The 15980-nt window shown below is 49.3% G+C and carries 13 protein-coding genes; 12 read left to right on the top strand and 1 reads right to left on the bottom strand.

Annotation, left to right across the window (positions count from 1 at the left end; translation table 11 throughout):
• Positions 1-60: 60 nt before the first annotated feature.
• The gene (locus H6A13_RS06160) at positions 61-507 is read right to left on the bottom strand and encodes a CYTH domain-containing protein (protein ID WP_204908740.1); all 447 of its coding nucleotides are present in this window, start codon (positions 505-507) and stop codon (positions 61-63) included.
• A 93-nt stretch (positions 508-600) separates the two neighbouring features.
• Here H6A13_RS06160 and H6A13_RS06155 point away from each other — a divergent pair, with 93 nt between their 5' ends.
• The 12 genes from H6A13_RS06155 to uvrA all read left to right on the top strand — a co-directional run bounded on the left by H6A13_RS06155 (position 601) and on the right by uvrA (position 15949).
• Positions 601-1149 (top strand): DJ-1 family glyoxalase III, encoded by a 549-nt coding sequence (locus tag H6A13_RS06155; RefSeq protein ID WP_204908739.1) that lies wholly within the window; start codon positions 601-603, stop codon positions 1147-1149.
• Positions 1150-1248: 99 nt separating this feature from the next.
• A complete protein-coding gene (gene tig, locus H6A13_RS06150; protein ID WP_204908738.1) occupies positions 1249-2535 on the top strand; it encodes a trigger factor in 1287 nt (428 codons plus the stop codon).
• Positions 2536-2551: 16 nt separating this feature from the next.
• Positions 2552-3133, top strand: coding sequence for an ATP-dependent Clp endopeptidase proteolytic subunit ClpP (gene clpP, locus H6A13_RS06145; protein ID WP_204908737.1), 582 nt, complete (start codon positions 2552-2554; stop codon positions 3131-3133).
• Between the two features lie 28 nt (positions 3134-3161).
• On the top strand, positions 3162-4424 hold the full coding sequence (gene clpX / locus H6A13_RS06140) for an ATP-dependent Clp protease ATP-binding subunit ClpX (protein WP_204908736.1): 1263 nt from the start codon (positions 3162-3164) through the stop codon (positions 4422-4424).
• Between the two features lie 109 nt (positions 4425-4533).
• On the top strand, positions 4534-6888 hold the full coding sequence (gene lon, locus H6A13_RS06135; protein WP_204908735.1) for an endopeptidase La: 2355 nt from the start codon (positions 4534-4536) through the stop codon (positions 6886-6888).
• On the top strand, positions 6878-7480 hold the full coding sequence (yihA, locus tag H6A13_RS06130) for a ribosome biogenesis GTP-binding protein YihA/YsxC (RefSeq protein ID WP_204908734.1): 603 nt from the start codon (positions 6878-6880) through the stop codon (positions 7478-7480). Before lon ends, yihA begins: the two co-directional genes overlap by 11 nt.
• 5 nt (positions 7481-7485) lie before the next feature.
• Positions 7486-8634 (top strand): sporulation integral membrane protein YtvI, encoded by a 1149-nt coding sequence (gene ytvI / locus H6A13_RS06125; RefSeq protein ID WP_204908733.1) that lies wholly within the window; start codon positions 7486-7488, stop codon positions 8632-8634.
• Between the two features lie 87 nt (positions 8635-8721).
• Positions 8722-9048: an alpha/beta fold hydrolase gene (locus tag H6A13_RS06120; protein ID WP_204908732.1), complete on the top strand. Its 327-nt coding sequence runs from the start codon at positions 8722-8724 to the stop codon at positions 9046-9048.
• Between the two features lie 302 nt (positions 9049-9350).
• Positions 9351-10346, top strand: coding sequence for a virulence RhuM family protein (locus tag H6A13_RS06115; RefSeq protein ID WP_204908731.1), 996 nt, complete (start codon positions 9351-9353; stop codon positions 10344-10346).
• 174 nt (positions 10347-10520) lie between these two features.
• Complete coding sequence (locus H6A13_RS06110; protein ID WP_338043020.1) at positions 10521-11084, top strand: NADAR family protein; 564 nt, start codon at positions 10521-10523, stop codon at positions 11082-11084.
• Positions 11066-13045 (top strand): excinuclease ABC subunit UvrB, encoded by a 1980-nt coding sequence (gene uvrB / locus H6A13_RS06105; RefSeq protein WP_207751852.1) that lies wholly within the window; start codon positions 11066-11068, stop codon positions 13043-13045. The genes H6A13_RS06110 and uvrB overlap by 19 nt, the downstream gene beginning before the upstream one ends.
• 63 nt (positions 13046-13108) lie before the next feature.
• Positions 13109-15949 (top strand): excinuclease ABC subunit UvrA, encoded by a 2841-nt coding sequence (gene uvrA, locus H6A13_RS06100; protein ID WP_204908730.1) that lies wholly within the window; start codon positions 13109-13111, stop codon positions 15947-15949.
• Positions 15950-15980 lie beyond the last annotated feature (31 nt).

Below are 15980 nucleotides of genomic sequence, written 5' to 3'. Positions count from 1 at the left end.
CAGACAAAGGGAGAATATGCATCGAATTGTTTCAAAAACAAAAATAGCAACAAAATGTTGCTATTTTATCTGGCTTAAATAACTGTTATGATAGGCGCCGGAAAAGGTGACGTCTTCTCCGAACCAGGAAGGCGGGATAAAGGAAAGTGCTTCTTCTTCGGAGGAGAATTCCACTTCCGCAAGGGCCAGGGGAGCCAGGTCTCCTTCAAAAAGATCCAGCTCTGCCGTCAGACCGCCGGCAAGCGGGATCATATACCGCTTCTTGCGGATCAGCCGTCCGTCGATCTTGGACAGGAGATGCTCGTAAGCCTGTCCGGTGAGCGGAAGATTGTATTCTTCCCGCGCCATCAGGCCGCCGGATTTATAAGTGAGTTCATAGTGGTCATTGTCCCGCCGGATGCGGATGACGGGAGAAACATTCAGATACCCCTGCTCGATGATCCTGCAGGGATACTGTTCCAGATGATCCGGAAGATGAGGGATCAGGTATTTGCGTTCAATCTCCATGGCAGGTACCTCCTTAATTCTGGTAACATCATAATATATTTTACTTTCCGTGTAAACGGTGATAATATGGAAAAAACAAGGAGGAATGATGGAATGAAAAAAGTAAGCGTAATACTGGCCGACGGATTTGAAGAAATTGAAGCTCTGACTGTCGTAGATCTGTTAAGGAGAGCCCAGATCTTTGTAGATACAGTATCTGCGACAGAAGAATATACGGTGCACGGGGCCCATGGCATCAACGTGCAGACAGAAGACCTGTTTGACGAGGTCAATTTTGTGGAGTCCGACATGATCGTGCTTCCAGGCGGCATGCCGGGAACCACACACCTGAACGAGCACGCAGGCGTGCGCCGGGTAGTCAAGGATTTCTATGAAGAAGGAAAATATGTGGCGGCTATCTGCGCCGCGCCTACGGTACTTGGAAATCTCGGGATCCTGAAAGGGAAGCGGATCACCTGCTACCCCACCGTGGAAAACCAGATCCAGGGAGCGGTTATCACAAGACTGCCGGCCCAGGTGGACGGAAATATCATCACCGGACGGGGAGCGGGAACCGCAATAGACTTTGCGTTAAAGCTGATCGAAGTGCTGGCAGGACCGGAAAAAGCAAAAGAGATCCAGGACGGGATTTTATACGAATAGTGCTGGATATTTGAGAGGGTTTGTGTTATACTTTTTTAATGTAGCATGCCTGTCTGCGCTCTGTCGGCAGGCAGGATAGAAACAGGAGGAAATAAGACAATGAGTTTACAGGTGGAAAAATTAGAAAAAAACATGGCGAAACTTACCATTGAGGTTTCTGCTGACGATTTGGAAAAAGCGTTGCAGAACGCATATATGAAGCAGAAAAACAGAATCGCCCTTCCGGGATTCCGCAAGGGAAAAGTTCCGCGTCAGATGATCGAGAAAATGTACGGTGCAGAGATCTTCTATGATGATGCTGCCAACGAGCTGATCCCGAAGGCATATGCAGACGCATATGACGAGAGCGGACTGGAGATCGTATCCAGACCGGATATCCAGGTGGTACAGATCGAAAAAGGCAAGCCGTTCATCTTCACTGCAGAAGTAGCTACCAAGCCGGAAGTAACGCTTGGAGAGTACAAAGGACTTGAGGTGGACAAGGTTTCTACCCGCGTGACACAGAAAGAAGTAGACGCAAGAGTACAGGAAGAAGCGGAGAAGAACGCAAGAACTGTGACTGTGACAGACCGCGGTGTACAGGACGGCGACGAGATCATCCTTGACTTTGAAGGTTTCGTAGACGGCGAGGCTTTTGAAGGCGGCAAGGGCGAGAACTATCCGCTGACCATCGGTTCCGGTTCCTTTATCCCGGGATTTGAGGATCAGCTGATCGGCGCTGAGGCTGAGAAAGAAGTAGAAGTAAAGGTAACCTTCCCGGAGGATTATCACGCAGAAGACCTGAAGGGAAAAGACGCAGTCTTCAAATGTACCGTTCATGAGATCAAGGCAAAAGAACTGCCGGAGATCGATGATGAATTTGCAGCAGAGGTATCCGAATTCGATACCTTAGAAGAATACAAGGCTGACATCAAGGCTAAGATCAAAGAAGAGAAGGCTTCCGAGGGCAAGAGAAAACAGGAGGATCAGGTAGTAGAGCAGGCGGTAAAGAACGCTTCCTATGAGATCCCGGATGCCATGATCGATACCCAGGCCGGCCAGATGGCTGATAATTTCGCACAGCGTCTGCAGTCTCAGGGACTGACTCTGGAGCAGTACTTCCAGTTCACCGGAATGACCGCAGAGAAGATGATGGATGAATTCAGGCCGCAGGCTGTTAAGCAGATCGAGACACGCCTTGTACTGGAAGCAATTGTAAAGGCTGAGAACATCGAGATCAGCGAAGAGAAACTGGACGAAGAGCTTCAGAAGATGGCAGACACCTATAAGATGGAAGTTGAGAAGATCAAAGAATTTATGGGTGAAAACGAGAAGAAGCAGATGAAAGAAGATATGGCTGTTCAGGAAGCGATCACCTTCCTGGTAGACAATGCCGTAGAGAAATAACTGGAGGCGTTTGTACATGAGTTTAGTACCTTATGTCATTGAGCAGACAAGCAGGGGAGAGCGCTCCTACGATATTTATTCAAGATTACTGAAGGACAGGATCATCTTTCTGGGAGAAGAAGTGACAGATGTGTCCGCGAACATTGTGATGGCACAGCTTCTTTTCCTGGAGGCAGAAGACCCGGAGAAAGATATCCATCTTTACATCAACAGCCCCGGCGGTTCCGTGACTGCCGGCATGGCGATCTATGATACCATGCAGTATATCAAATGTGATGTGGAGACGATCTGTATGGGAATGGCGGCCAGCATGGGAGCCTTCCTGCTGGCAGGCGGAACCAAAGGAAAACGTCTGGCACTTCCCAATGCGGAGATCATGATCCACCAGCCTTCCGGCGGAGCCCAGGGACAGGCGACGGAGATCCAGATCGCCGCGGAACATATCCTGCGGACCAAGAAGAACCTGAACCGGATCCTTTCCGAGAATACCGGACAGCCGCTGGAAGTCATCCAGGCGGACACAGAAAGAGATAACTTTATGACGGCTGAAGAGGCAAAGGCATACGGCCTGATCGATGAAGTGATCTCACGCCGTTAAATGCAGGTAGTTTTTATGAGGTGAGAGTATGATAGGAAAGAACGACGATCAGATCAGGTGTTCCTTCTGTAATAAGACCCAGAACCAGGTGCGCAAATTAATTGCCGGACCTAACGGGACTTATATCTGTGATGAATGTATCGACGTATGCAATGAGATCCTGGAAGAGGAGTTTGAGTACGAGGACGGCAGATCCTGGAATCCATTTTCCGATATCAATCTGTTAAAGCCCGAGGAGATCAAAGAATTCCTGGATCAGTATGTGATCGGACAGGACGAGGCAAAAAAAGTCCTGGCTGTATCCGTATATAACCATTATAAGCGGATCATGGCCCAGAAAGATGCGGGCGTGGAGCTGAGTAAAAGCAATATCCTGATGCTGGGGCCTACCGGCTGCGGGAAGACGCTGCTGGCCCAGTCTCTGGCTAAGATCCTGAATGTGCCCTTTGCTATTGCAGACGCAACTGCCCTGACAGAGGCCGGATATGTAGGCGAGGATGTGGAAAATATCCTGCTGAAGATCATCCAGGCTGCTGACGGAGATATTGAGCGGGCAGAATATGGCATCATTTATATTGATGAGATCGACAAGATCACAAGAAAATCCGAGAATCCGTCTATCACCAGAGATGTGTCAGGAGAGGGCGTACAGCAGGCTCTTCTGAAGATCATTGAAGGCACCGTTGCCAATGTGCCTCCTCAGGGAGGACGCAAGCATCCGCATCAGGAGCTGATACAGATCGATACGACCAATATCCTGTTCATCTGCGGCGGAGCATTTGAAGGCATCGATAAGATCATTGAAAAGCGGATCGATCAGAAATCCATTGGATTCAATGTGGAGATTGCCGACAAGCATGAAAACGATATCGATAAACTTCTGGAGCAGGTTCTGCCCCAGGACCTTGTAAAATACGGACTGATCCCCGAACTGGTGGGACGTGTGCCGGTCATCGTATCGCTGGAAATGCTGGATAAAGATGCGTTGATCCGAATCCTGACAGAACCAAGGAATGCGATCACAAAGCAGTATCAGAAGATGCTGGAACTGGACGGCGTGGAGCTGACCTTTGACAGGGAAGCCCTGGAAGCGATCGCCGAGACTTCTCTTAAGAGAAAGACCGGCGCCAGAGGCCTGCGGGCCATTATGGAAAACGTCATGATGGATATTATGTATCAGGCGCCATCTGACGAAACGCTCAAGGCATGCCGGATCACAGAAGATACAGTCAAAAGCGGGGGAGCGCCCCTGCTGGAACATGACGAGACTGTCAGAAGCGAGAGTGCATAGAACCGGGGCGGGTGCAAGAGAGGTTGCGCCTGCCCTTTTCTGATATTGAAGATAACGAACGGCCGGGGACCGGCCCGATTGAGATAAAAGAGATAAGAAGGAGATTTACATGAGCAAAGAGACAAAAAGTCTGCCCATGGTAGCATTACGTGGACTTACGGTACTGCCCGGGATGGTCCGGCATTTTGACGTCAGCCGGGAGAAGTCCCTGGCAGCGATCAACGAAGCGGTGGAGGGAGACCAGAAGATCTTCCTGACTGCCCAGAGAGATATTGAAGTCGCAGATCCTTCCGGAGCAGATGTGTACCAGGTGGGCTGTATCGCTACTATCCGTCAGATCGTAAAGCTGCCGAAAAAGATCAGCCGGGTGCTGATCAGCGGTGAGGAACGGGCGGCCATCAACTGCATAGAATTTGAGGAGCCCTATCTGCGGGCCAATGTAACGGTAATCCCGGATACCGACCGCCAGGAGGAAACTGCGGGCGCAGACCAGGGACTGGGAAAAGAGGCCATGCTGCGCGGGCTGCGGGATGTTTTCCGCGAGTATGCGGCAAAGGAACCTAAGGTGTCCAAGGAGATCGGCTCCCAGATCGAAGGCATGGAAGATCTGCGGGAGCTGGTAGACCTGGTAGCGGCAAATGTACCGTTTTCCTGGGAGGATGCCCAGGAACTTCTGGAAGAGGAAGATCTGACCAGCCGCTATGAACTTCTGATCTACAAGCTGGTCAAAGAGATCCAGATCCTGAATGTGAAGGAAGAGATCCAGATCAAGGTAAAAGAGCGGGTGGATAAAAACCAGCGGGAATACATTCTGCGGGAAGAACTCAAACTGATCCGGGAAGAGTTGGGCGATGACACCATGCTCAGCGACGCGGATGAGTTCCAGCAGGCCGCAGATGCGCTGGAAGCCCCTGAGGAAGTAAAGGAAAAACTAAATAAAGAAATAAAAAGATTTCGAAACACCGTGAACAGCCCTGCAGAAACAGGTGTGATCCGCACATATATCGAGACGTTATTAGAGATGCCCTGGGATAAAATGTGCGAAGAGCATAAGGATATCGCCTATGCCAGCCAGGTACTGGAAGAGGATCACTATGGACTGGAAAAGGTAAAAGAGCGGGTCCTGGAATTTCTGGCTGTGCGTGCGTTGACAAAAAAAGGCGATACGCCTATCCTGTGTCTGGTGGGACCGCCGGGAACCGGAAAGACTTCCATCGCCAGGTCTCTTGCCAGGGCCCTGAAAAAACCCTATGTACGGATTTCCCTGGGAGGCGTCCGGGACGAGGCAGAGATCCGCGGTCACAGAAGAACCTATGTGGGAGCCATGCCGGGCCGGATCGCAAACGGACTGAAAGCTGCAGGTGTGAAGAATCCACTGATGCTGCTGGATGAGATTGACAAAGTGAGCAATGATTATAAAGGAGATACCTTCTCGGCTCTTCTGGAGGTTCTGGACAGTGAGCAGAACTGTAAGTTCCGGGATCATTATCTGGAAGTGCCCATCGATCTGTCGGAAGTGCTGTTCATCACTACGGCCAATACCCTGCAGACCATCCCAAGACCCCTTCTGGACCGGATGGAAGTGATCGAAGTCAGCAGTTATACGGAAAATGAGAAAATGCACATTGCCATGGAACATCTGATTCCCAAGCAGCTTGATAAGCACGGCCTGACAGCGGATCAGCTGACCATCAGCAAAAAGGCGCTGTGGAAGATGGCAAGAAATTATACCAAAGAAGCAGGCGTGCGCCAGCTGGAGCGCAAGATCGGCGATATCTGCCGCAAGACCGCCAAAGAGATCCTGGAAGGAAAGAAAAAGGCGGTGCATATCACAGAGAGAAATCTGGCTTCTTACCTTGGCAAAGAACTGTTCATCTACCAGATGGCAAATGAATCTGACGAGGTGGGGATCGTCCGCGGACTGGCCTGGACCAGCGTGGGCGGCGATACGCTTCAGATCGAAGTCAATGTGATGCCGGGTGAGGGAGAGATCCTTCTGACCGGGCAGATGGGCGACGTGATGAAAGAATCTGCAAGAACCGGTATCAGTTATATCCGTTCTGTGAGTAAAAAACACCGGATTGCGGAAGACTTCTTTAAAGAGCATGACGTACATATCCACATTCCGGAAGGCGCGGTCCCCAAAGACGGCCCGTCCGCAGGAATTACCATGGCCACAGCCATGTTCTCTGCCATTACAGGAAGGAAAGTACGCTCAGACGTGGCTATGACCGGCGAGATCACCCTGCGTGGAAGAGTGCTTCCCATTGGAGGACTGAAAGAAAAACTGCTTGCCGCCAAGAGCGCAGGAATCAAAACCGTGCTGGTGCCAAAGGAAAATGAGCCGGACGTAGAGGAGATTTCCTCTGAGATCACCAGAGGCCTGGAGATCGTGTTCGTTTCTCAGATGGAAGAAGTCCTGAAACTGGCGCTGGTAAAAAGGAGGGGTTCGCATGATCATTAAATCTGTCAATCTGGAAACTGTCTGCGGCATCACCAGTGTGCTGCCTCAGAATACCAAGCCTGAGATCGCATTTGCAGGGAAATCGAATGTAGGAAAATCTTCCCTCATCAATGCGCTGATGAACCGGAAATCCTACGCGCGGATATCCGCCACGCCGGGAAAAACGCAGACGATCAATTTTTATAATATCAATGAGGAAATGTATCTGGTGGATCTTCCCGGATACGGCTATGCGAAAGTATCGGAGGAAGAGAAGCAGAAGTGGGGACAGCTGATCGAAAAATATCTGCACGGCTCCAGCCAGCTCAAAGCAGTATTTTTGCTGATCGATATCCGCCACGATCCTTCCGCGAACGATAAGATGATGTACGACTGGGTAGTGGCGCAGGGGTATCAGCCCATCATCATTGCCACAAAGCTTGACAAGATCAAAAGAAGCCAGATCGATAAACATCTGAAAATGCTCCGGACGGGACTTGGCCTGGTGCCGGGAACCAGGATCATCCCGTTTTCTGCCATGACAAAGCAGGGCAGGGATGAGATCTGGGAATTAGTAGAAACGGAGTACTTGGGGAAAAAAGAGGTGGAGTAGCTTAAATGGAAACAAATTTCAGGGAACAGCTTCGGGATAACCGGCCATACTGGAAAGTCATCATCAGCCTGGCCATCAGTCTGATCGGGACGATTTTATTTATCTATGTGGGAGTACGGCTTCTGGGATTTTTCATGCCGTTTGTGGTGGGATGGTTCATCGCCTATATCGCAAGCCCACTGGTCAACTGGCTGGAGAAACGATTGAAGATCGTGAAAAAACTGGGATCAGCGCTGATCATCATCCTGGTGCTTGCGCTGGTGATCTTTCTGATCTATTTTGTGGGCAGCAGGATCTGGCGGGAAGTGGCCTCTCTCATCCAGAATATGCCGGATATGTATGCGGAACTGGAAAAAGAACTGGATATGGTAGGGAAAAACCTGGCGGGCATTTTCCAGATGCTGCCGGAAGGCATCCAGAACGGATGGCGGGATATCATGGGAGACCTGGACAAATCCGTGGGAAATCTCATGGCATCTTTAAGCGAACCGACGGTGACTGCAGCCGGCAATGTAGCAAAAAGGATTCCCTCCTGGCTGATCAGCGCCATTGTCATGATCATCTCTGCGTACTTTTTCATAGCCGAGAGAGAAGATCTGATCGTCCTGGCCAAAAAGGTATCCCCGGATCCTTTGGTGCATCGGATGAGCATGGTGATGTCCAACCTGAAATATGCAGTGGGCGGCTACTTCAAAGCCCAGTTTAAGATCATGTTCGTGGTCTACATCCTTCTGGTGATCGGGTTCGCCATCCTGGATGTGCACTTTTCCTTTTTACTGGCGCTTCTGATCGCATTCCTGGATTTCCTGCCCTTCTTTGGCACAGGAACCGCGCTGATCCCCTGGGCGGTCTACCAGCTGGTGACCGGTGACTACCGGATGCTGATCGGACTGTTGATCCTGTACGGGGTGACCCAGCTGGTACGCCAGCTGATCCAGCCAAAACTGGTGGGAGACAGCATGGGACTGAATCCTCTGCTGACCCTGGTGCTTCTGTATGTAGGTTACAGGATCGGCAGCGTGCTTGGCATGATCTTCGCCGTTCCCGTGGGAATGATCGTGATCAACCTGTACAAAGCAGGCGCCTTTGACTACATCCTGGACGATGTAAAGATCCTGGCGGACGGCGTCATAAGCCTGCGGAGAAAAGAATAAATACGAAAAAAGTACAGGAGCAAAAGCATTGAACTATATATTACTTCAAAAGTGAAATCCTTAGTGCTGATAGGAACACAATACAAAATGCCCAGAAGATTGTTGAAATTGCAAAATGTACTATTTCATCTCATGCCTGACTCTGAATTTTCAAAGATGGGATTTCAAAAATCAGATTTTATCAGTCTATGCAAATCAATGATGGATTTAGATTTTTCACATCAATTAAGAGATATTCGCTGTAAAGTTTTAGTCGTATGTGGAGAAAAAGACAGAGTAAACAGGTCTGCTTCCCTGCAATTGGCAGAATTGATACCTGATGCAGAATTTATAACTATATTAGGAGCCGGGCATGAAGTAAATATAGATTGTCCTTCTAAATTAGGTGAGAAATTAGATAGTTTTTTTGAATAGCTATAAGGCGGTTAATTATCATTATGATTGATCGCCTTTTTCGTTTGAAGGAAATCTTTTCAGCTGTGCAATTTTGCCGGAAATACCGCTCTGCGGCTAAAAACGGCTCTGCATCCGTGTTTCGGCCGATAAAAATACGGATAGGATTTAAGAAAGTGAAATTCCAGCCGTCAAAATATGATTTTTATTGGATTGACGGCATGAAGTATATAAGATAAAATGAGAGAAGAACATTTGTTTGTAAGCATGGGGAATTTACGATGGCAAATGTCATTGCACAGCTAAATAAGAGGTGAGTATGAATGCAGGAATCGAATTTGTTAATGTATACTACAGAAGATGGCTTAACAAAAATTGAGGCGACTTTTGTAAACGATACGGTATGGCTTTCTCTAGAGCAGATGGCAGAGTTGTTTCAAAGAGACAGAAGTGTTATAGGAAAGCATATACGGAACATTTTTAAAGAGGGAGAATTGAAAAAGGAATCAGTATGGGCAAAATTTGCCCATACTGCCGATGATGGAAAAACCTACCAAGTGGATTACTATAATCTAGACGTGATTATATCTGTGGGATATAGAGTAAAATCTTTGCGTGGTACCCAGTTTAGAATATGGGCAACGAATATTTTGAAAGAATATATGCAAAAAGGTTTTGCTTTAGATGATGATCGCTTAAAACGCTTAGGTGGTGGAAATTATTTTGACGAATTATTAGAACGTATTCGTGATATCCGGTCATCAGAAAAGGTTTTCTGGCGGAAAGTGTTGGAGATTTATGCAACGAGTATTGATTATGATCCAAGAGCTGAAAGTTCTATTCTTTTCTTTAAGCAGGTACAGAACAAGATGCATTGGGCGGCACATAAGCATACAGCGGCAGAAGTGATATATCAAAGAGCGGATGCCGAGAAAGAACATATGGGATTAACTTCCTGGCAGGGAAAATCCATAAAAAGAACAGATGTAGAAGTTGCAAAAAATTATTTGAATAAAAACGAATTGGATGCATTAAATAAAATTGTTACTGCTTATCTGGATATTGCGGAGGTACATGCACTAAATCATGAGCCGATGTATATGAAAGACTGGCTGGAAACCATAGATGATTACTTGAAAATGACAAGAAGAGATATACTTAAGACTAAAGGAAGTGTAACGCATAAGCAGGCGCTTGAAAAAGCTCATGTAGAATACGAGAAATATAAGAAAAGTGAGGAAAATACGCTATCCTCAGTAGAACAACATTTCCTTGATAGTATAAATGAGTTAGAGGGGCTAGAAGAAGATATAAAATAAGATTTAAACTGCCGAGGAAAACTCAGCAGTTCAAAAATATCAGAGTTATTGGAACTGGAATAGGGGAAACTTTTTGGTACAATGGAGATAAAAAAGTAAATTTGATCACGGATTTTTTTAGATATTCGAAAAATCAGGATAACTGGTGAAGAGGATTAAGAAAATGAGTTTGGAGTGCTACAGGAAGAAGGTGCGGCTATGATGTGCTTTCACAACCCGGACGAAGAAAATGGCTATTTGAGCAATTGGTTTCTATCTGAATTCACAGTTTGCGGTATTACATTTTCTTCTATGGAGCAATATATGATGTATGAAAAGGCGATTTTGTTCAAAGCTCAGACAACTGCAGAAAAGATATTGCAGACGGATGATGTGGCGGAAATAAAAGCTTTGGGAAGGACTGTGCAAAATTTTGATGACAAAATCTGGACAAAAGAAAGAGAAGGTATTGTCTACAATGGTGTGTTAGAGAAATTCCGCCAGAATCCTGAGCTTGCCGAAAAACTGGAAAAGACAGGGGAAGAAATTATTGCAGAGTGCGCTGTGAAAGACCGGATCTGGGGGATTGGACTTTCCATGAAAGATGATGACAGACTCAGCATTGATAAATGGAGAGGACAGAATCTGCTGGACAGAATTTTGATGCGAGTGAGAGAAGATATCAGGCATCAAAATAAAGGGAACCAGATATTTCCATCAGGAGAAGGAGAAAATAGATCATGGATCATTTTGAATTAGTATCAGAATACGCCCCCACCGGCGACCAGCCCCAGGCCATCGCCGACCTGGTCAAAGGCTTCAAGGAAGGTAACCAGTGTGAGACCCTCCTTGGCGTCACCGGTTCGGGTAAAACTTTCACGATGGCAAATGTCATCCAGCAACTGAATAAACCGACGTTGATCATCGCCCACAACAAGACCCTGGCGGCCCAGCTCTACGGTGAGTTTAAGGAATTTTTTCCAAACAATGCCGTGGAGTATTTTGTCTCTTACTATGATTACTACCAGCCGGAGGCTTACGTCCCCTCCTCGGACACTTACATTGCCAAGGATTCTTCCATCAACGAGGAGATCGACAAGCTTCGGTTGTCTGCCACGGCCTCTCTGATCGAGCGGCGGGACGTGATCATCGTATCCAGCGTGTCCTGCATCTATGGTCTGGGTGAACCGGAAAACTTCGAAAAGATGATGGTTTCCTTGCGCCCGGGTATGCAAAAAGACCGGGATGAGGTGGTGCGTCAGCTGATCGACATTCAGTACGACCGCAATGAGATGGACTTTAAGCGTGGCACCTTCCGGGTGAGGGGAGACGTGTTGGAGATTATCCCGGCCAATGAGGCGGAGACTGCCGTGCGGGTGGAGTTTTTCGGAGACGAGATCGACCGGATCACCCAGATCGATGTGCTCACCGGCGAGATCAAGGGCGAGCTGGAGCATGTGGCCATCTTCCCGGCTTCCCACTACGTCGTGCCGGCAGAGCAGATCCGCCGGGCGGCGGATGCCATTGAAGAAGAGCTGGAAGAAAGGGTTCAGTATTTTAAAAGCGAAGACAAACTGCTGGAGGCCCAGCGGATCGCGGAGCGGACCCATTTTGATATTGAAATGTTAAAAGAGACCGGATTTTGTTCCGGCATTGAGAACTATTCCAGACACCTGTCCGGGTTACAGCCGGGGCAGCCGCCCCACACCCTGATGGACTATTTTCCCGATGATTTTCTGATCATCATTGACGAGTCCCATAAGACGATCCCGCAGATCGGCGGCATGTATCACGGGGACCAGTCCAGAAAGCGGACACTGGTGGATTATGGTTTCCGGCTGCCTTCTGCTCTGGACAACCGGCCCTTAAGTTTTGATGAATTTGAACAGCGGATCGATCAGATTCTGTTCGTATCCGCTACGCCGGGCCCCTATGAAGAAGAGCATGAACTTCTGCGGGCGGAGCAGGTGATCCGACCCACCGGCCTTCTGGATCCGAAGGTGGAAGTGCGTCCGGTGGAGGGCCAGATCGACGACCTGATCGGAGAGATCAACCGGGAGACTGCGAAGAAACATAAGGTTCTGGTCACCACGCTTACCAAGCGGATGGCAGAAGACCTGACCGATTATATGCGTGAAGTCGGCATCCGGGTGAAATATCTCCACTCGGATATTGATACCCTGGAACGGACACAGATCGTGCGGGACATGCGTCTGGATGTATTCGACGTACTGGTGGGCATCAATCTTCTGCGGGAAGGACTGGACATTCCGGAAATCACCCTGGTGGCGATCCTGGACGCGGACAAGGAAGGATTCCTGCGTTCAGAGACCTCTCTGATCCAGACCATCGGACGTGCAGCCCGAAACTCAGAAGGCCATGTCATTATGTATGCGGACACTATGACGGATTCCATGCGTTTGGCTATTCAGGAGACGGAGCGCCGGCGCACTGTACAGATGGCCTACAATGAAGAACACGGCATTACGCCCACCACTATCCAGAAGAGCGTCCGGGATCTGATCTCTATCTCCAAAAAAGTGGCGGCAGAAGAGCTGCGGATGGAGAAAGATCCGGAATCTATGAGCAAAAAAGAGCTGGAAAAACTGGCAAAAGATCTGGAAAAGCAGATGAAGAAGGCTGCCGCGGAGCTGAACTTCGAGGCAGCAGCCGAGTTGCGTGACAAGATGGTTGAAATCAAGAAAAAGATGGCAGAATAATACAGACAGGATACACAGACAAATCATGCAGAAATGAGAATGTCAGAACAGAAAGGATTACACATGCAAGATACAGAGAAAAAGCATTTTATCAAGATCAGAGGCGCCAACGAGCACAATCTGAAAAACATAGATCTGGATATTCCCAGAGAGGAACTGGTGGTGCTGACCGGACTGTCCGGCTCCGGTAAATCCTCTCTGGCGTTCGATACCATTTACGCAGAAGGACAGAGGCGGTATATGGAATCTCTGTCCTCCTATGCGAGACAGTTCCTGGGGCAGATGGAAAAACCGGATGTAGAGAGCATTGAAGGACTGCCTCCGGCGATTTCCATTGATCAGAAATCCACCAACCGCAATCCCAGGTCTACGGTGGGAACCGTAACGGAAATCTATGATTATTTCCGTCTTCTCTATGCCAGAGTGGGAATCCCGCACTGCCCAAAGTGCGGTAAAGAGATCAAGAAGCAGACGGTAGATCAGATGGTGGATCAGATCATGGAACTGCCGGAGCGGACCAGGATCCAGCTGCTGGCGCCTGTGGTCCGGGGACGGAAAGGGACCCACGCCAAGCTTCTGGACCGGGCCAAGAAGAGCGGCTATGTCCGGGTGCGGGTGGACGGCAATCTCTATGAACTGTCCGAGGAGATCCAGCTGGACAAAAATATCAAGCACAACATTGAGATCATTGTAGACCGTCTGGTGGTAAAAGAAGGCATCGAACAGCGGCTTACCGATTCCATTGAGACGGTGCTGGGACTGGCGGAAGGCCTACTGATCGTGGATGTGATCGATGGAGAGCCGATCCAGTTCAGTCAGAGTTTTTCCTGTCCGGACTGCGGCATCAGCATTGAAGAGATTGAGCCCAGAAGCTTTTCCTTTAATAACCCCTTTGGCGCATGTCCAGAGTGCTTCGGCCTGGGATATAAGATGGAATTTGACATCGACCTGATCATTCCGGATAAATCATTAAGTATCCGGGAGGGCGCCATTACGGTAATGGGCTGGCAGTCCTGTACGGATCCCAAGAGTTTTACCTATGCAATCCTGGACGCTTTGAGCAAAGAATACAAATTTTCCCTGGACACGCCCTTTGGCAAATACCCGAAAAAGATCCAGGATGTGATCATACACGGCACCGGCGGGAAAGAAGTCAAGGTTTACTACCGGGGACAGCGGGGAGAAGGCGTCTATGACGTGGCTTTTGAAGGCCTGCTGAAAAATGTGGAGCGGCGCTACCGTGAGACAGCGTCCGAGACCATGAAGGCAGAATACGAAGAATTCATGCGGATCACGCCCTGCCACGCCTGCAAAGGGCAGAGGCTGAAGCCGGGCGCCCTGGCGGTAACGGTGGGCGGTAAGAATATTGCGGAAGTAACGGCTCTTTCTGTGGAACGTCTGCAGAAATTCCTGGATAAGCTGAAGCTGAATAAGCACCAGATGATGATCGGCGGCCAGATTCTGAAAGAAATCAAGGCAAGGATTCAGTTTCTCATGGATGTGGGCCTGGATTATCTGACCCTGGCCCGTGCCACCGGCACCCTCTCAGGCGGAGAGGCACAGAGGATCCGACTGGCCACCCAGATCGGCTCCGGTCTGGTGGGCGTGGCGTATATTCTGGACGAGCCAAGCATCGGTCTTCACCAGCGGGACAACGATAAGCTCCTTGCCACCCTGAAGCATCTGCGGGATCTGGGCAACTCCGTGATCGTGGTAGAGCATGACGAGGACACCATGCTGGAGGCGGACCATATCGTGGATATCGGCCCGGGCGCCGGCGAACACGGCGGAGAAGTGGTGGCAGAAGGCACGGCAAAAGAAATTATGGCGAATAAAAATTCCATTACCGGCGCATACCTAAGTGGAAGGATTAAAATTCCGGTGCCGGACCACCGGGCAAAACCCACCGGCTGGCTGAAGGTGACAGGGGCAAGGGAAAACAATCTGAAAAATATTGACGTTAAATTTCCTCTGGGGGTTATGACCTGTGTGACCGGCGTGTCCGGGTCAGGAAAATCTTCACTTGTAAACGAAATTCTTTACAAACGCCTGGCAAGAGACCTGAACCGGGCCAGAGTGATCCCCGGAAAACATAAGGACATCCAGGGGCTGGAAAAGCTGGACAAGGTTATCAATATTGACCAGTCCCCCATCGGGCGGACGCCCAGATCCAATCCGGCCACCTATACCGGAGTCTTTGATCTGATCCGGGAACTGTTCGCTGCCACGCCGGACGCCAAAGCAAGAGGCTATCAGAAAGGCCGGTTCAGTTTCAATGTCAAAGGCGGACGATGCGAAGCCTGCAGCGGAGACGGGATCCTGAAGATTGAAATGCATTTCCTGCCGGATGTTTACGTGCCCTGCGAGGTGTGTAAAGGGAAGCGTTATAACCGGGAAACACTGGAAGTCAAATACAAAGGAAAAAGCATTTATGATGTGTTAAATATGACAGTGGAAGAGGCTCTGCATTTCTTCGAACATGTGCCGAGCATCCGGAGAAAAATGGAGACCTTATATGACGTAGGACTGTCCTATATCCGTCTGGGGCAGCCGTCTACCACCCTGTCAGGCGGAGAGGCGCAAAGGATCAAGCTGGCGGCGGAGCTTAGCAAACGAAGCACCGGCAGGACCATTTATATCCTGGATGAGCCCACCACGGGCCTTCATTTCGCAGATGTGCACAAGCTGACCGAGATCCTGCACCGCCTGTCCGCGGACGGCAACACCGTGATCGTGATCGAGCACAACCTGGATGTGATCAAAACCGCCGACTATATCATAGACATCGGGCCGGAAGGCGGAGAGAAGGGCGGAACCGTGATCGCCCAGGGAACGCCCGAAGAAGTGGCGGCAAATCCGGTGTCCTATACCGGCAGGTATATCGACGCTGCTCTGAAAAAATAGTGTCGGATCCGGCCGATGCTTTCCAAAGAAT

Source organism: Mordavella massiliensis (assembly GCF_016902415.1).
GTDB classification, from domain to species: domain Bacteria; phylum Bacillota; class Clostridia; order Lachnospirales; family Lachnospiraceae; genus Merdimonas; species Merdimonas faecigallinarum.
This window is presented reverse-complemented; position numbering and strand designations above follow the sequence as displayed.

Coding starts and splice junctions, on each gene's coding strand:
- H6A13_RS06115 (WP_204908731.1), top strand. CDS start 9,351: ATGCAGGAATCGAATTTGTTAATGTATACTACAGAAGATGGCTTAACA.
- uvrA (WP_204908730.1), top strand. CDS start 13,109: ATGCAAGATACAGAGAAAAAGCATTTTATCAAGATCAGAGGCGCCAAC.
- uvrB (WP_207751852.1), top strand. CDS start 11,066: ATGGATCATTTTGAATTAGTATCAGAATACGCCCCCACCGGCGACCAG.
- clpP (WP_204908737.1), top strand. CDS start 2,552: ATGAGTTTAGTACCTTATGTCATTGAGCAGACAAGCAGGGGAGAGCGC.
- lon (WP_204908735.1), top strand. CDS start 4,534: ATGAGCAAAGAGACAAAAAGTCTGCCCATGGTAGCATTACGTGGACTT.
- ytvI (WP_204908733.1), top strand. CDS start 7,486: ATGGAAACAAATTTCAGGGAACAGCTTCGGGATAACCGGCCATACTGG.
- yihA (WP_204908734.1), top strand. CDS start 6,878: ATGATCATTAAATCTGTCAATCTGGAAACTGTCTGCGGCATCACCAGT.
- H6A13_RS06120 (WP_204908732.1), top strand. CDS start 8,722: ATGCCCAGAAGATTGTTGAAATTGCAAAATGTACTATTTCATCTCATG.
- H6A13_RS06155 (WP_204908739.1), top strand. CDS start 601: ATGAAAAAAGTAAGCGTAATACTGGCCGACGGATTTGAAGAAATTGAA.
- H6A13_RS06160 (WP_204908740.1), bottom strand. CDS start 507: ATGGAGATTGAACGCAAATACCTGATCCCTCATCTTCCGGATCATCTG.
- tig (WP_204908738.1), top strand. CDS start 1,249: ATGAGTTTACAGGTGGAAAAATTAGAAAAAAACATGGCGAAACTTACC.
- clpX (WP_204908736.1), top strand. CDS start 3,162: ATGATAGGAAAGAACGACGATCAGATCAGGTGTTCCTTCTGTAATAAG.